The organism is Streptococcus infantarius subsp. infantarius ATCC BAA-102, assembly GCF_000154985.1.
Classification (GTDB): Bacteria; Bacillota; Bacilli; order Lactobacillales; family Streptococcaceae; genus Streptococcus; species Streptococcus infantarius.
On record NZ_DS572693.1, the window covers coordinates 157,034 to 172,901 of the forward strand.

The 15,868-nt window shown below is 38.1% G+C and carries 12 protein-coding genes; all 12 read left to right on the forward strand.

Features of this window, described 5'->3' with window-relative positions; translation table 11 throughout:
• Positions 1–3: 3 nt before the first annotated feature.
• The 12 genes from hisC to STRINF_RS07330 all read left to right on the forward strand — a co-directional run bounded on the left by hisC (position 4) and on the right by STRINF_RS07330 (position 15,628).
• The gene (hisC, locus tag STRINF_RS07275; protein WP_006532437.1) at positions 4–1,089 is read left to right on the forward strand and encodes a histidinol-phosphate transaminase; all 1,086 of its coding nucleotides are present in this window, start codon (positions 4–6) and stop codon (positions 1,087–1,089) included.
• Positions 1,067–2,032 (forward strand): NAD(P)-dependent oxidoreductase, encoded by a 966-nt coding sequence (locus tag STRINF_RS07280; protein WP_006532438.1) that lies wholly within the window; start codon positions 1,067–1,069, stop codon positions 2,030–2,032. The genes hisC and STRINF_RS07280 overlap by 23 nt, the downstream gene beginning before the upstream one ends.
• On the forward strand, positions 2,022–3,644 hold the full coding sequence (locus STRINF_RS07285) for a zinc-binding metallopeptidase family protein (protein WP_006532439.1): 1,623 nt from the start codon (positions 2,022–2,024) through the stop codon (positions 3,642–3,644). Before STRINF_RS07280 ends, STRINF_RS07285 begins: the two co-directional genes overlap by 11 nt.
• 348 nt (positions 3,645–3,992) lie before the next feature.
• Positions 3,993–4,994 (forward strand): tryptophan ABC transporter substrate-binding protein, encoded by a 1,002-nt coding sequence (gene trpX, locus STRINF_RS07290; protein WP_014334537.1) that lies wholly within the window; start codon positions 3,993–3,995, stop codon positions 4,992–4,994.
• A 21-nt stretch (positions 4,995–5,015) separates the two neighbouring features.
• Complete coding sequence (locus tag STRINF_RS07295) at positions 5,016–5,885, forward strand: ABC transporter permease (protein WP_006532441.1); 870 nt, start codon at positions 5,016–5,018, stop codon at positions 5,883–5,885.
• Positions 5,882–6,640, forward strand: coding sequence for an ABC transporter ATP-binding protein (locus STRINF_RS07300; RefSeq protein ID WP_006532442.1), 759 nt, complete (start codon positions 5,882–5,884; stop codon positions 6,638–6,640). The genes STRINF_RS07295 and STRINF_RS07300 overlap by 4 nt, the downstream gene beginning before the upstream one ends.
• A 199-nt stretch (positions 6,641–6,839) precedes the next feature.
• On the forward strand, positions 6,840–8,501 hold the full coding sequence (locus STRINF_RS07305; protein WP_006532443.1) for a ribonuclease J: 1,662 nt from the start codon (positions 6,840–6,842) through the stop codon (positions 8,499–8,501).
• A gap of 147 nt (positions 8,502–8,648) precedes the next feature.
• Positions 8,649–9,362, forward strand: coding sequence for a matrixin family metalloprotease (locus STRINF_RS07310; RefSeq protein WP_006532444.1), 714 nt, complete (start codon positions 8,649–8,651; stop codon positions 9,360–9,362).
• Between the two features lie 77 nt (positions 9,363–9,439).
• A complete protein-coding gene (locus tag STRINF_RS07315) occupies positions 9,440–11,359 on the forward strand; it encodes an ABC-F family ATP-binding cassette domain-containing protein (RefSeq protein ID WP_006532445.1) in 1,920 nt (639 codons plus the stop codon).
• A gap of 201 nt (positions 11,360–11,560) precedes the next feature.
• Positions 11,561–12,007, forward strand: coding sequence for a MarR family winged helix-turn-helix transcriptional regulator (locus tag STRINF_RS07320; protein WP_006532446.1), 447 nt, complete (start codon positions 11,561–11,563; stop codon positions 12,005–12,007).
• On the forward strand, positions 12,000–13,751 hold the full coding sequence (locus STRINF_RS07325) for an ABC transporter ATP-binding protein (protein ID WP_006532447.1): 1,752 nt from the start codon (positions 12,000–12,002) through the stop codon (positions 13,749–13,751). The genes STRINF_RS07320 and STRINF_RS07325 overlap by 8 nt, the downstream gene beginning before the upstream one ends.
• Positions 13,751–15,628, forward strand: a complete 1,878-nt coding sequence (locus tag STRINF_RS07330) for an ABC transporter ATP-binding protein (protein ID WP_006532448.1) — start codon at positions 13,751–13,753, stop codon at positions 15,626–15,628. Before STRINF_RS07325 ends, STRINF_RS07330 begins: the two co-directional genes overlap by 1 nt.
• Positions 15,629–15,868 lie beyond the last annotated feature (240 nt).

Sequence of the window (15,868 nt, forward strand, 5' to 3'; positions counted from 1 at the left end):
GTTATGTCAACATTTTTAGCTAAATCATTTGAAACTATTGTCGCTTACAAACCTGGTGAACAACTTGGAGATGATTATCTTAAATTAAATGCCAATGAAAGTTCACAAGAGCCTAGCCCTCGTGTTTTAGAGGTTTTGAAAAATGTTCAGAATTTAAATTATTACAACGATCCTTGTCAGCACAAATTACGTCAAAAATTGGCTAATTTGCATTCTTTGGATAAAACAAACATCATTGTTGGAACAGGAGCAGATGATGTTTTAGATTTAATCTTTAGAACATTTTTTGAACGAGGCGATAAACTTGCTTTTCCGAAAGTGACTTATCCGTTTTACAAAGGATATGCGGATACGTATGAATATGAAGCATTAGAAGTGCCTTTAACAAAAGATTTACGCGTTGATTTATCAGATTATGAAGATCTTCCACATGCCGTTTTAGTTGTTAATCCGGATGCACCAACAGGATTTTTAAAACCTTTATCAGCCATCAAGAAATTGGTTGCTTCGCATCCAGAGCGACTGGTTATTGTTGATGAGGCTTATATTGATTTTGGCGGAGCATCACAAACAGCTATTAAGTTGGTTGAAGAATTTTCAAATGTTATTGTTGTTCGTACTTTTTCAAAATCGCGTCAATTAGCTGGCGGTCGGATTGGTTACGCGGTTGCTTGTAAAGAACTCATCAAAGATATGGAAGATTTAAAAATGGCGGTTAATCCATTCAATGTGAGTTTGTTACAAGAAGAAGTGGCGATAGCAAGCTTAGAAGATGAATTTCATTTTGAAAGACATGTCAAGGAAATTATCGAAAATCGTGATTACTTGACATCTGCTCTTCGTATTTTAGGTTTTAAAGTTTTAAACAGTAAAACGAACTTTGTCTATGCGTCTTCACGTTTGATTTTAGGGGAGGAATTATATGAAAAATTACGTGAACGCCATATCTTGGTTCGTCACTACGAGACAGAAGAAGTCAAAGACTTTGTTCGTATCACCATTGGTACAAAACAAGAAATGCACCATTTAGTTAGTGAGGTAGATACTATTTTAAAGGAGAAAGACCATGTTAAAAGTGTTAATTTCTGATTATCCAAATGTTTTGGCGGAACGTGATTTGAGTATCGAAGTTAACCTTTTAAAGGAACTTTTACCTGCCGATAGTGAGATTACTGTTTATCCTTATGTCAATGAAGATGAGTTTATTGAAAGAATGTCTGGTGTGGACGTGCTTTTGACAGCTTTTCTGCCACTTAAGGAAGATATTTTGGGAAAATTTCCTGACTTAAAGGGGATTGCAGTTAATGCAACAGGGACTAATACTATTGATACTGACTATGCTGAAAAGTTGGGTGTTGCTGTTAGCAATTTAAGAGCTTATTCAACAGAAGATGTTGCCAATCATACGATAGCTCTCCTGCTTGCTTTAAATCAAAAACTCTTTATACATCGCAAATTCATAGTAGCAGGATTTTGGAGTTATCAAAAGGCTGGCGAAGTGAAGCGGCTTTCCTCGCAAACCTTGGCTATTTTCGGTCTTGGTCGAATCGGACAGGCAGTTGCTAAACGTGCAAAAAGTTTTGGAATGTCTGTGATAGCTTATGACCCTTTTATTCCTGAGGAAGTGGCAGACCAACTTGGTGTCAAATTGGTTTCAATTGAAACCATTCAAGCTGAGGCAGATGTCATCAGTTTGCATTTGTTTGCTAATTCGGCTAATGAGCATTTCTTTAATCGGGACTTCTTTAAGAAGTTGAAAAAACCAGTGATTTTTATCAATGTGGCGCGTGGTAGTCTTGTGGATGAAGTAGCACTGATTGAAGCGTTAGATGAAGGAAAAGTAATCGGTGCGGGATTGGATGTTTTAGAGAGTGAAAATCCAGACCTTTCAGATAATCCATTTCTTAAACGAGATAATGTTATCTTGACCCCTCATTCTGCCTTTTATAGTCAAGACAGTCTGAATACCTTGCAAGTTCAAACGGTTAAAAATGCAGTTGCTATTTTGAAGGAGTATCATCATGAAATTTGAAACCATTGAAGAATTGAGCACGCCAGAACGTATAGAATCCATTGCTAAATATTTGGTGTCCATTCTTTCAGTAAATGGTACAGCAGGAGAAGTCAATTTGGCTGATGCCATTTATGAATTGGTGCAATCAGCGCCGTATTTTACAGCTCACCCTGAGTGTGTTTGGCAACAAGTTTTAGAAGATGATTCTTTAAAACGTAAGAATAATTTTGCACTGCTAAAGAAAGCTGGGGTATCAAAGACAGTAATCCTGCATTCTCATATGGATACTGTTGGGGTTGAAGATTATGGTCCTATAAAAGGCATCGCCAATGATTCAGATGCGCTTCAAGCGTTCTTTAAAAACTATGACGAAGACCCACTTATTCAAGAACATGCTAAATCTGGTGACTGGTTGTTTGGCCGCGGAATGCTTGATATGAAATCAGGAGATGCAGTCAATATTGCGACACTTTTCTATTACATGGAACATCCAGATGAACTTCCTTGCAATTTACTTTTGATGACCAATTGTGTTGAGGAAAATGACCATACTGGTGCTATCCAGGCCTCAAGTGAACTGTTACGTCTTCGTCAAGCAGGTTATGAGTTTCAAGCAGCGGTTAATACGGATTTTATTTCTCCTTCATATGACGGTGATGAGAAGAAATATATTTACACGGGCGCTGCTGGGAAAATGCTGACATGTTTTTACATCAAAAGGAGAGAAACGCATGTTGGCAGTTGTTTGATGGGTATTGATGCCACAATGATTTCTAGTGCGATTAATCTTAAAATCAATACCAACCTTGATTTAGTTGAAAAAATTGACAATGAAGATATATTGCCAAGTTCTGTGCTTTTACAACGAGATTGCAAGGATTTTTATAATGTCCAAACAAACAAGCGTGCCAATCTTTACTTCAATACTTTCTTATATGAAAAAAGTGCAGATACCATTTTGCACACCTTAATGGAAGCTAGTCGTGAGGCTGTCCATGAGGTTTCAAGACATTATAAAGAACGATTTAAGATTTATTCGGAAAGAAGTCATATTCGTAGCCAGATTTCGCATGATATTACTGTGATGACTTTTTCGCAGTATCTAGATGTTTTGGAGAAAAAAGGTTTTGATAGCCAGGCCTTAATTAGGGAGTTCTTTGAAACTATCGGAGATTTTGACAAACGAGAAGTTGGTTTTGATTTAATTGACTACCTTGAGGCAAAAACACAGTCTGATGAAGCAAAAGTGATTGTCTTTTTAGCACCGCCGTTTTGTCCCCACAATTATACTGATAAAGACAGCGATGTTGACCAAGCGCTTGAAAAAATGATGGCAGAATTTCCTGAAGAACATTTTGTGAAACGACGATTTTTCCCATTTTTAAGTGATTCTAGCTATCTTGCGATGCGAGAAAGTCCAGAAGACATTGAAAAACTAAAAGCGAATTTTCCTCTGATGGATGCAATTTATCCATTGCCAGTTGATACCATCAGAAAGCTTGACATTCCAGCTCTCGACTTGGGCGTTTACGGTATTGGAGCTCATACTTGGAAAGAAAGACTCTACAAATCTTATTCTTATCACACTCTTCCAAAGGTTATTAGAAGTTTTATCAAGCATTTAAGCTAAAGTTTGAGCATAGCAAATAAGTGTTTTGAATAAAAATAAGAAAATTTCGAAAAGAACTTGAAATTTTCAGAATTTAGGTTATAATTATTAAAAAACACAGGGGGAAGCTAAGATATGAGCATGACACAAACTCTTACAAGTTGGCAAAGTTGGCGTATGTAAAAGTTGTGTTTATGTTGTTGCATAGATACGACTTTTGGAGTACTTCTAAAAAGTATCTATGCGCTAATCTTAGTTAAAAGATAAAAAAGCGTGTAGTAAGCAATTACTAGACGCTTTTCTTTTTAGTTGACTCATCAAATTGAAAATAAGGTATTAAATAAATTAGATTGTTCAACGGAGAAAAATATGAAAAATAAGGCACTTATTGGAACACTTATTGCCCTTGTCATTTTAGTAGCTGGTTCAATGATTTATGACCAGACTAAAAATGAGTCAGCAAAAAATGGAGATATTAAAATCGGTATTTTACAATATGTTACCCACGATGCTCTTGATGAAATTGAAAGAGGGATTGAAGATGGCTTAGCTGATGCTGGCTACGACAAAGCAAATGCTAAGATTACCGTTTTAAATGCCGAAGGTGACCAAAGTAAAATCCAAACCATGAGTAAACAATTGGTTCATGCTAAAAATGACGTGGTTATTGGGATTGCAACACCAGCTGCTCAAGGACTAGCTTCAGCAACCAAAGACATTCCAGTTGTGATGGGAGCTATTTCAGACCCAGTCGGAGCAAAATTGGTTAAGAATTTGAAAAAACCGGAAGGAAACGTTACAGGCGTTTCTAACCAAGTGCCGATTAAACAAACGGTTGAGATGATTCAAGAAATTACACCAAACACTAAAACAATCGGAGTTTTGTATGCTAGTAGCGAAGATAATTCCGTATCTCAAGTGGCTGAATTTAAAAAATACGCTAAAGCAGCTGGTATCAATGTAATTGAATACGCTGTTCCATCAACCAATGAAATTAAAACAACCATGTCTGTCATGACTGGTAAAGTCGATGCTGTTTTTGTCCCACAAGATAATACCATTGCCTCAGCTTTTTCAACTGTTGTTAACTCAGCAAACGCTGCTAAGATTCCAGTTTATTCATGTGTGGACACCATGGTTGAACAAGGAAGCATCGCTTCAGTCGCTCAAAGCCAATATGATTTAGGGGTTGAAACAGCAAAAATTGCTGTTAAATTACTTGCTGGTAAAAAAGTATCAGACGTCCCAGTTAACATCGTTAATACTGGTACCCCAACCCTTAACTTAAAAGAAGCTCAAGAACTTGGCATTACAATTCCAGATAGCATGTTGTCAAAAGCAACAGTAGCTGTTAAAGCAGATGAAAATTAGGAGAGAAGGAGAAAACATCATATGATTATTTCGTCAGTTTCACAAGGACTTTTGTGGGGAATTCTTGGTTTAGGAATTTACCTGACTTTCCGAATTCTTAATTTTCCAGATATGACGACTGAAGGGTCTTTCCCTCTTGGTGGAGCAGTGGCTGTTACTTTGATGAATCACGGGACACACCCTTTGTTAGCTACTTTGGCAGGTATGCTTGCGGGTTGTTTAGCTGGTCTTGTTACTGGTCTTCTTTATACTAAAGGAAAAATTCCAACGCTTTTAGCAGGGATTTTGGTAATGACGTCATGTAACTCCGTTATGCTTATGGTTATGAAACGTGCCAACCTAGGTTTGTTTAACATCAAACCTTTGCAAGCCTTGCTTCCATTTTCTGATAGTACAAATCTTTTGGTCATTGGTCTTTTAGCAGTGATTATCGTGATTTCAGCGCTTATCTTTTTCCTTTATACACGACTTGGTCAAGCTTACATCGCAACTGGTGATAACCTTGATATGGCAAAGAGTTTTGGAATCAATACTGACCGTATGGAAGTTATGGGACTTACCATTTCAAATGGTTTGATTGCTTTGTCAGGGGCTCTTGTCAGTCAACAAGACGGCTACGCTGATGTGTCAAAAGGGATTGGTGTTATTGTAATCGGTCTTGCAAGTATCATTATCGGTGAGGTGCTTTACTCAACTGGTTTGACACTACTTGAACGTTTGATTGCTATCGTGGTTGGGTCAATTTTGTACCAATTCTTAATCACAGGTGTGATTGCCCTTGGTTTCAATACCAACTACCTCAAATTATTCAGTGCCATTGTCTTAGCTATTTGTCTTATGGTTCCTGTTCTTAAAAATAAATTCTTTAAAGGAGTGACCTTATCACGATGAAAAAAATTGTAGAATTAAAAAATGCAACAGTTCAAGTTAATAATGGTCTTGATGAGGTCAAAACAATCCTTGATGATGTGAGCTTGACCATTTATGAGCATGATTTTTTGACGATTTTAGGTGGTAATGGTGCCGGTAAATCAACCCTCTTTAACGTGATTGCTGGGACTTTGATGTTAACTAGCGGAAGCATTTCAATCCTTGGAAAAGATGTGACGCATCTGCCTGCTGAAAAACGTGCTAATTACCTTGCGCGTGTCTTTCAAGACCCTAAAATGGGTACAGCACCTCGTATGACAGTGGCTGAAAATCTTCTTATTGCCAAATATCGTGGTGAAAAACGTGGACTTTTGCCACGAAAAATTCATGCGTTTACCGATGAATTTCAAGCGTTGGTTGCACGAACTGGTAATGGTCTTGAAAAACATTTGGATACGCCGACGGGTCTTTTGTCAGGTGGTCAACGTCAAGCGCTCAGCCTTTTGATGGCTACGCTGAAACGTCCAGAGTTGTTATTACTCGATGAACACACAGCAGCACTTGACCCTAAAACGAGTGTATTCTTGATGAATTTAACAGATGAATTTGTAACGGGTGACCACTTGACAGCACTCATGATTACACACCACATGGAAGATGCTCTGAAATATGGCAACCGTTTGATTGTTATGAAAGATGGGAAAATCATCAAAGACCTCAACCAAGATGAAAAAGCCCAACTGGCAATCGCTGATTACTATCAATTATTTGAATAAAATGAAACGCCATCGGGCGTTTTTTTGTGCCTTGAGTGACTTTTCCAAATCATAAAGAAGAAAATCTTCTGAAAATATGTTACAATTAAATTGCTGTAATTCGACTTGCTAACCTTTTTGGAGGCAAGGACCGTTAGTAAAGAAATAAGCAAACATGGTTTGCACGTATAAAAAAATAAAATGAGGAGAAAACATCGTCATGAGCGATATTAAAATTATTGCCCTAGGTGGGGTTCGTGAAAATGCGAAAAACCTCTATGTGGTAGAAGTTAATGACTCAATTTTCGTTTTGGATGCTGGACTGAAGTATCCTGAAAATGAGCAACTTGGTGTGGATGAAGTCATTCCAAACCTTGATTACCTAATTGAAAACAAAAAACGTGTGCAAGGGATTTTCTTGACACACGGGCACGCCGATGCTATCGGAGCTTTGCCTTATATTTTGCAAGAATTTAAAGCGCCAGTCTTTGGTTCACCACTTACTATTGAGTTAGCGAAGCTCTTTGTGAAGAAAAATAACAACGTTAAGAAATTCAATAATTTCCACGTTATCGACGCTGAAACTGAAATCGAATTTGCGGATGCGACGATTTCATTCTTCAAAACAACTCACTCAGTTCCTGAAAGTTTAGGGATTGTAGTTGGTACCGATGAAGGAAATATTGTCTATACTGGTGACTTTAAGTTTGACCAAGCTGCGCGTAAATATTACCGCACTGACTTGGGACGTTTGACTGAAATTGGACGTGAAGGAGTGCTTGCCCTTCTTTCTGATTCTGCAAATGCTACAAGCCAGGTCATGACAGCAAGCGAAGCAGAAGTTGCTGCTGAAATGGATAGCGCTATTGCTGACGCTGAAGGTCGCGTTATCATTGCTGCGGTAGCCTCAAACCTAGTGCGTATCCAACAAGTCTTTGACTCAGCTGCTGAATACGGTCGTCGTGTGGTCTTGACTGGTTTTGACGCTGAAAACATTGTTCGCACAGCGATTCGTATGAAGCGTCTTCGTTTGGTTGATGAAAAATTAATCATCAAACCAAAAGACATGCACAAATACGAAGACCATGAATTAATTATTCTTGAAGCTGGTCGCATGGGTGAGCCAATCAATGGTCTACATAAAATGGCACTTGGACGTCACCGTTATATTCAAATTAAAGATGGTGATTTGGTTTACATCGTTACAACACCAAGTCTTTCAAAAGAAGCAGCGGTTGCGCGTGTTGAAAACCTTATTTACAAAGCTGGTGGTACGGTTAACCTTATTACGAAGACACTTAATGTCTCAGGTCATGCCAATGGACGTGATTTGCAGTTGATGCTTAACCTTCTTCAACCGAAATACCTTTTCCCAGTTCAAGGTGAGTACCGTAATTTGGCAGCTCACGCTGAATTGGCACAAGAAGTGGGAATGTACCCTGAAAACATCTACATCGTTAAACGTGGTGATGTTATGGTTCTTGGTAAAAATGGTTTTAACCATGAAGGTAGCGTACCAGCAGGCGATGTCATGATTGATGGTAATGCTATCGGTGATGTTGGAAACATCGTTCTTCGTGACCGTAAAGTCTTGTCAGAAGATGGTATCTTCATCGTTGCCTTGACTGTTAATAAACGCGAGAAGAAAATTATTTCTAAAGCAAAAATTCACACACGCGGATTTGTTTACGTTAAGAAGAGCCGTGATATTCTTCGTGAATCGGCTGAATTGGTTAACCAAACCGTTGAAAACTACTTGAAACAAGATAGTTTTGACTGGGGTGAACTAAAAGGAGCTGTCCGCGATGAAGTGGCCAAATTCCTCTTTGACCAAACCAAACGCCGCCCAGCGATTTTACCAGTCGTTATGGAAGTGAGATAAAAATAATTTGAAGCTAGTTTTTTTACTAGCTTCTTTTTTGTTGTGTACCGAAATGTTTATTTTTTCTTGTTTTTTTAAGCTGGGCTTGTTATACTAAAGCCCGAGGTAATTTGTTAATGCTTAGAATTCTAGAAAGAAAGGGTACGTATGAGAACACTATTTAAGATTATCTTTTTTATTCCCAGCCTTATAATCAATATTATCTGGAATTTTTTCTGGGCAATTATTAAGACAATTGTTCTGATTGCCATTTTATGTTTTGGCCTTCTTTATTACGCCAATAACAGCAGTTCTCAGTTAGCAAATTCCATTTCAAATATTGCTAATAGTGTCGTTACGTACTTTGATGCTAATAAAGATGATATTGCTAATAATTTAAAAGACTTGTCAACAGATGATTTTACTCATTATTCTGGTGCTCGTTGGTCTAGCAATTCGGCTAATGTTTATATTAAAACAACTAATAAGACGCTAGTTAACGCTTATGAAGAAGCAATTAATGCTTGGAATGCCACTGGGGCATTTACCTTTACACTTGTTAGTGATGAGAGTTCAGCAGATATTGTTGCAACTGAATATTCAGATGCAAGTTCAAAAGCAGCTGGTTTAGCTGAAACAGAGACTAATGCGTTGACTAATCAGATTACGCATGTGGACGTTAAGTTAAATACCTATTACTTGCTTGATAATGATTATGGCTACACGCATAATCGTATTGTCTACACAGCAGAGCACGAATTGGGACACGCGATTGGGCTTGACCACGACGATAATGAAGAATCAGTCATGCAATCGTCAGGTTCATACTATGGCATTCAAGATGTCGATATCCAAAAAGTACAATCGATTTATAATCAATAGTAATGAAATCTGCTCATTTGAGCAGATTTTTTGATATTATCCTAGTTTAACGAGTGAGGATTTGTTAAAATAGACATATGATTATTTTACAAGGAAACAAAATTGAACGCTCATTTTCGGGCGATGTCTTATTTGACAATATTAATATTCAAGTTGATGAAAAAGACCGCATTGCGCTTGTTGGGCGAAATGGTGCTGGTAAATCAACTTTGCTTAAAATTTTAGTCGGTGAAGAAGCGCCAACATCAGGTGAAATCAATACAAAACGTGACTTAAGTTTGTCATATTTGGCGCAAGATAGCCGTTTTGAGTCAGAAAATACCATTTTTGATGAAATGTTGCACGTTTTTGATGATGTGCGTAGCATGGAATCTCGTCTTCGTAAGATGGAAATGCAAATGGCAGAGCTAACAGGTGATGCTTTTGATAAATTGATGTCGGATTACGACCGTTTATCAGAAGAATTTCGTGTTAAAGGTGGATTCACTTACGAGGCAGAAATTAAAGCCATTTTGAATGGGTTCAAATTTGATGAATCGATGTGGCAAATGAAGATTTCTGAGTTGTCTGGTGGGCAAAATACGCGCTTGGCTCTTGCTAAAATGTTGCTTGAAAAGCCTGAACTTCTTGTACTTGACGAACCAACCAACCACTTGGACATTGAAACCATTGCTTGGCTTGAAAATTACTTAGTCAACTATCAAGGCGCTTTGATTATTGTCAGTCACGACCGTTACTTCCTTGATAAAGTTGCAACAGTGACGCTTGATTTGACAAAACATTCGCTTGATCGATACGTTGGTAACTATTCTAAATTTATGGATTTGAAGGCTGAGAAATTAGCGCTCGAAGCCAAAAATTATGAAAAACAAGCGAAAGAAATTGCTAAGTTGGAAGACTTTGTGCAACGTAACCTTGTTCGTGCTTCAACGACAAAACGTGCTCAAGCCCGCCGCAAACAATTAGAAAAAATGGAACGCTTGGACAAGCCATTAGCTGGACAAAAATCAGCTAACATGACTTTCCATGCTGATAAAGTGTCAGGAAATGTTGTTTTAACAGTAACTGATGCGGCGATTGGTTACGATGATCAAATCTTGTCAGAGCCAATCAACATTGATGTCAAGAAATTTGATGCCATTGCCATCGTTGGACCAAATGGTATTGGAAAATCAACTTTGATTAAATCAATTGTGGGTCAGATTCCATTTATTAAAGGAACATCAACTTACGGTGCTAATGTCGAGGTTGGTTACTATGACCAAACGCAATCAAATTTGACACGTACCAATACCGTTCTTGATGAGTTGTGGAATGATTTCTCAACTACACCTGAAGTAGAAATCAGAAATCGTCTAGGAGCCTTCCTTTTCTCAGGTGATGACGTTAAAAAATCAGTCAGCATGCTTTCAGGTGGCGAACGAGCTCGTCTTTTGTTAGCAAAATTGTCAATGCAAAACAACAATTTCCTTATCCTTGATGAACCAACCAACCACTTGGATATTGACAGTAAGGAAGTTCTGGAAGATGCCTTGATTGATTTTGACGGCACGCTTTTATTTGTCAGCCACGACCGTTATTTCATTAACCGTGTAGCGACAAAAGTGCTTGAAATCTCCGAAGAAGGCTCAACCCTTTATCTTGGCGATTATGATTATTACCTTGAGAAAAAAGCAGAGCTGGAAGAATTGGCTCGCATGAAGGAAGAAGAAGCGCAAGAAAGAACAACTGTAGTCGATGAAAAAGTGCCAGCTAATGATTATCAAGCGCAAAAAGCCAATCAAAAAGAACTTCGCAAACTCACACGTCGCATCACTGAAATTGAAAATCAATTAGAAGAGATTGAAGCGCGTGAAGAGGAAATCAACCAAGTCATGCTTGCTACAAATGAAGCGAGCGAGCTAATTGATTTGCAAAAAGAACTCGATGAACTAACTGAACAACAAGAAACCCTCATGTTAGAATGGGAAGAACTCAGCGAAAAAGTTGAGGGGTAAATGTAAGATAGTCTGTTTTGAATCAAAACAGGCTTTTATTGATTTTTAAAAAAATTACAATAGCAGGCTATTGACTTTTTGACTCAAAGTTTTATAATAATTAATGGAATAAAATGGAATGTTTAGCAAACTTTAAAAAATAGTCTACAAATTCTGACGGATGTTTTTTAGGGACTTGCTTTTTTATTGTCGGAGGTAACTATGAATCCTAAAAATGCTCCATATGGTTGGCTTGTTAAGCGAATTGCGCATCGTTTGGAACAAAACATGAATAATTTCTTAAAGCCTTATAATATCACCATTATGCAATCTTGGGTGTTGTTGTATTTAAAAGATGATAAGGATTGTTGTACTTATAAGGAATTAGAGAGAGAATTTGAAGTGTCGCAACCAACCATGGCTGGGATTATCTCGCGTTTGGAACAAAAGGAATTAGTTATTACAGGTCAGAATGACAAGGACAAGCGTATCAAGAAAGTGCGCATTTCTGATAAGGGACTTGACTTGATTATTCTTGTGTGTGATCATTTGCAGGAATCAGAAGACGATATTATCAGAGGCTTTTTTGATAAAGAACAAGAAACATTTCATTCTTTGCTCGAACGAGCATATTATAATGTTGTAGAAAGAGGTGACGAGAATGATTAAAACTCTTTTAGCTCAAGTCAAGGAGTATAAGACACCATCTTTACTTGCTCCTTTGTGTGCAGCTTTAGAGGTTTTCTTCGATATGTCAATCCCTTTTGTCATTGCTAAGTTAATTGACCAAGGGGTACAAGCTGGGAACTTGGCTGTTGCCATGAAGTATGGAATCTTGATGTTGGTTCTTGCCACATGTGGTTTAATAACTGGTTTCTTGGCTGGTAAATTCGCTGCGCAAGCCTCAGCAGGATTTGCCGCTAATTTGCGTGAAGGAATGTATGATAATATTCAAACCTTTGCCTTTTCAAATATTGATAAATACAGTACAGCTGGTCTTGTCACTCGTATGACAACAGACGTTACAAATGTGCAAAATGCTTATCAAATGATTATTCGTATTGTTGTGCGTGCACCGCTGACAATCGTTGTTAGTATGATTATGTGTTTTGTGGTGGACCAACGTTTGAGTTTGATTTTCCTTGCGGCTGTCTTGATTTTAGGAGCATCGCTTCTATTTATCATGCGTAAGGCTATGACAAGTTTCAATTACGTTTTCCGTAAATACGATGATTTGAATTCCAGCGTTCAGGAAAATATTTCTGCCATTCGTGTGGTTAAAGCATTTGTACGTGAAAAATATGAAAATAAAAAATTTACGAAGGCTGCTGAAAATATTTACCGTTTATTTGTTAAAGCAGAAAAAATCATCATTTTCAACGTGCCAGTTATGATGTTTATCATCTTTGGTTGTATCATCTGTTTATCATGGTTTGGAGCACAATTCATCGTTGGTGGTACACTGACAACGGGTGAATTGACATCCCTGATGTCTTACATCTTTGCCATGATGATGTCTCTTATGATGTTGTCAATGATTATGGTTATGGTTTCAATGAGTACAGCCAGTGCCGAACGTATTGCAGAAGTGCTTAATGAAAAAGCTGATATCGTGAATCCTGAAAATCCATTGATGGAAGTTCCAAATGGAAACATTGAATTTAACCACGTGCATTTTTCATACAAACACGGTGGTGGAGAAGAAGTGTTATCTGACATTGACCTTAGTGTCAAATCTGGTGAAATCATCGGTGTTATTGGTGGTACTGGTTCTGGTAAGACATCATTTGCTAACTTGATTTCTCGTCTTTATGATGTGGATGCAGGGTCAGTTAAAGTTGGCGGACACGATGTTCGCGAATACGATTTGGAAGTTCTTCGTGACCAAGTTGCCGTAGTGCTTCAAAAAAATGTCCTTTTCTCAGGAACTATTCTTGATAACCTTCGTTGGGGAAATGAAAATGCGACTGACGAAGAATGTATGGAAGCTTGTCGCCAAGCTTGTGCAGACGAATTTATCGAACGTTTCCCTGACAAATACAATACATGGATTGAACAAGGCGGAAGCAACGTCTCTGGTGGTCAAAAGCAACGTCTTTGTATCGCTCGCGCATTGCTTAAAAAACCAAAAGTTTTGATTTTGGATGATTCAACAAGTGCCGTGGATACTGCCACAGATGCCAATATCCGTCGTTCATTTGAAGAAACAATTCCAGGAACAACAAAAATTATCATTGCACAACGTATTTCAAGTGTGCAACATGCTGATAAGATTTTGGTGCTTGATGATGGTAAAATCTCAGGCTTTGCTAGCCACGATGAATTATTACAAACAAACGCTATCTACCGTGAAATCAATGAGGTTCAACAACAAGGTAGGGGTGATTTTGATGAGGAAGGAGGTAATAACTAATGTCTCAACCTAAAAAAGAAGTGAACAAACAAGCCACACTAAAACGTGTTTTGGCTTATGTGATTAAGAATTATAAATGGCGTTTCATGGCTGTTTTCGTCTTGATTTTGATTGCTGCGCTTTGTATGGTTCGTTTTAGTTTGTTCATGCAAACCTTGATTGATAGTTATGTCACACCTCTTTTGGCTGCTAAAAATCCTGACTTTTCTGGTTTAGCGCATGCTATTTTCCAACTAATCATTATTGGGATTATTGGGGTAGCAAGTACTTACACTTATAACCGTTTGATGGTTTATGTGGGACAAGGAACAATGCGTCGTATTCGTATTGACCTCTTTACGCACATGGAAAGCTTACCAATCAAGTACTTTGATACGCATGCTCACGGGGACATCATGTCAATTTATACCAATGACGTTGATACTCTTCGTCAATTGATTGGACAAAGTATACCGCAAGTGGTCAACTCAAGCTTTTCGATTTTGACAACTTTTGTCAGCATGTTAGTTCTAAATGTGCCATTATCAGCCTTGTCAGTTTTCATGGTTATTGTTTTACTTTATGTAGCTCGTAAAATCGCTGCGCAATCATCAAAATATTTCCATGACCAACAAAATGACCTCGGTCGCGTTAATGGTTTCATCGAAGAAATGATGGATGGTCAAAAAGTCGTTAAAGTCTTTAACCACGAAGAACGTGCTAAAGAAGATTTCCGCAAACTCAACCAAGAACTCCGTCATTCGGCTACGAATGCCAATATTTTTGCCAATATCTTGATGCCAGTATCTGCTAACATTGGACACATTTCATATGTTCTTTGTGCTATGCTTGGTGCAGCTTTGGCACTTCATGGTTATGCTGGTTTGACTTTGGGAACTTTGGTTTCTTTTCTTGCATTGAACCGTGGATTTACTAACCCAATCACGCAAATCAGCCAACAAATTAACTCAGTAGTTATGGCGATGGCTGGTGCCAATCGTGTCTTTAAACTGCTTGATGCTGAAATAGAGGTTGATGAAGGTTATGTTGAATTGGTTAATGCTAAAGAAGATGCTGATGGAAATCTTCAAGAAGTTGAAGAAGCAACTGGTACATGGGCATGGAAACATCCACATGAAGATGGTACAGTGACTTATCACAAGCAAGAAGGTCGCGTGACTTTCACAGACGTTACCTTTGGATACAATGATGATAAGATGGTGCTTCATGACATCAATCTTTTTGCAGAACCTGGCCAAAAGATTGCCTTTGTCGGTTCAACTGGTGCTGGTAAAACAACCATTACGAACTTGATTAACCGTTTCTACGATATCCAAGAAGGTAAGATTCATTACGATGGAATCAATATCCGTAAAATTAAAAAAGCAGATCTTCGTCGTAGTTTAGGGATTGTATTGCAAGATACCCACCTTTTCACTGGTACAGTTATGGATAACATCCGTTACGGACGTTTAAATGCGACTGATGACGAATGTATCGATGCCGCAAAATTGGCAAATGCGCATGATTTCATTAAACGCTTGCCTGAAGGTTACGATACTGTTTTGACAGGTGACGGAAGTAATCTTTCTCAAGGACAACGTCAATTGCTTGCGATTGCGCGTGCGGCTGTGGCTAATCCACCAGCTTTGATTCTTGACGAAGCAACTTCATCAATCGATACACGTACCGAAGTTCACGTTCAAGAAGGTATGGATGCTCTTATGAAAGGTCGTACAACCTTTGTCATTGCCCACCGCTTATCAACGGTTCGCAATGCGGATTGTATCATGGTACTTGAACAAGGACACATCATCGAACGTGGTAATCACGACGAATTAATTGCCCAAAAAGGACGTTACTACCAACTCTACACAGGTAACGCTATTAGTGAATAACATATTAAAACACTTTTTTGTAAGATGGCTCAGCCCTTTTGCAGGAGGTGTTTTTGTTAGTTTTTTTAGATTGATTTTTCAGGTAAAACGTTTAATTTTATTTTATGGCAAAAATCACTTACGAAGAAAATTTTTTAAGGTAGACTGAATCCTGTTGACTGTAAACTGGAGTTGATTGGAGAAGTGTTGGAGTAAAAAATCCATTCAGGCACTATCCTAGCGGAGGACATATTGTTGTAC

Coding starts and splice junctions, on each gene's coding strand:
- STRINF_RS07310 (WP_006532444.1), top strand. CDS start 8,649: ATGAGAACACTATTTAAGATTATCTTTTTTATTCCCAGCCTTATAATC.
- STRINF_RS07320 (WP_006532446.1), top strand. CDS start 11,561: ATGAATCCTAAAAATGCTCCATATGGTTGGCTTGTTAAGCGAATTGCG.
- STRINF_RS07280 (WP_006532438.1), top strand. CDS start 1,067: ATGTTAAAAGTGTTAATTTCTGATTATCCAAATGTTTTGGCGGAACGT.
- hisC (WP_006532437.1), top strand. CDS start 4: ATGTCAACATTTTTAGCTAAATCATTTGAAACTATTGTCGCTTACAAA.
- STRINF_RS07295 (WP_006532441.1), top strand. CDS start 5,016: ATGATTATTTCGTCAGTTTCACAAGGACTTTTGTGGGGAATTCTTGGT.
- STRINF_RS07325 (WP_006532447.1), top strand. CDS start 12,000: ATGATTAAAACTCTTTTAGCTCAAGTCAAGGAGTATAAGACACCATCT.
- STRINF_RS07285 (WP_006532439.1), top strand. CDS start 2,022: ATGAAATTTGAAACCATTGAAGAATTGAGCACGCCAGAACGTATAGAA.
- STRINF_RS07300 (WP_006532442.1), top strand. CDS start 5,882: ATGAAAAAAATTGTAGAATTAAAAAATGCAACAGTTCAAGTTAATAAT.
- trpX (WP_014334537.1), top strand. CDS start 3,993: ATGAAAAATAAGGCACTTATTGGAACACTTATTGCCCTTGTCATTTTA.
- STRINF_RS07315 (WP_006532445.1), top strand. CDS start 9,440: ATGATTATTTTACAAGGAAACAAAATTGAACGCTCATTTTCGGGCGAT.
- STRINF_RS07330 (WP_006532448.1), top strand. CDS start 13,751: ATGTCTCAACCTAAAAAAGAAGTGAACAAACAAGCCACACTAAAACGT.
- STRINF_RS07305 (WP_006532443.1), top strand. CDS start 6,840: ATGAGCGATATTAAAATTATTGCCCTAGGTGGGGTTCGTGAAAATGCG.